At 49.1% G+C, this 330-nt stretch carries 1 protein-coding gene; it reads left to right on the top strand.

All coding sequences use genetic code 11. The features are described from left to right. A partial coding sequence (locus AB5935_RS23825) for a hypothetical protein (protein WP_368327645.1) occupies positions 1 to 330 on the top strand: 330 nt, incomplete at both ends.

The raw sequence follows: 330 nt of genomic DNA, 5'->3' as shown, positions 1-330 counted from the left end.
GCGTGATACGGTTTCTTATTATAAGGAAAAGGGCGGTTCCAATCCACAGGCGGAAGGTGCTTACCGGGACGGTGTAAATTATCAGTCCGTCAATGTGCTGGGATATGAGAATTTCCAGGGAAACAAGGCGGAATGGTTGCAGTATGTCACAGTAAACAAGACGGCGGCGGACGGAAGGTGGTTTATTACCATGCCGGACGGAACGGAACGCGTTGTACAGGGAATTACTGTTTATAATGCGGATATTTATCCTACCCACATGGTTTGGGGCCGGTATATGGATTTGATTGCGGCCAAGGAAGGCGGTTCCACTTCCTCTCATTGGTTCGA

The organism is Phocaeicola sp. RTP21198st1_B8_RTP21198_201120 (assembly GCF_040929485.1).
GTDB classification, from domain to species: domain Bacteria; phylum Bacteroidota; class Bacteroidia; order Bacteroidales; family Bacteroidaceae; genus Phocaeicola; species Phocaeicola dorei.
Note: the sequence above shows the minus strand (reverse complement) of the source record. Positions and strands in the feature narration are given on the sequence as shown.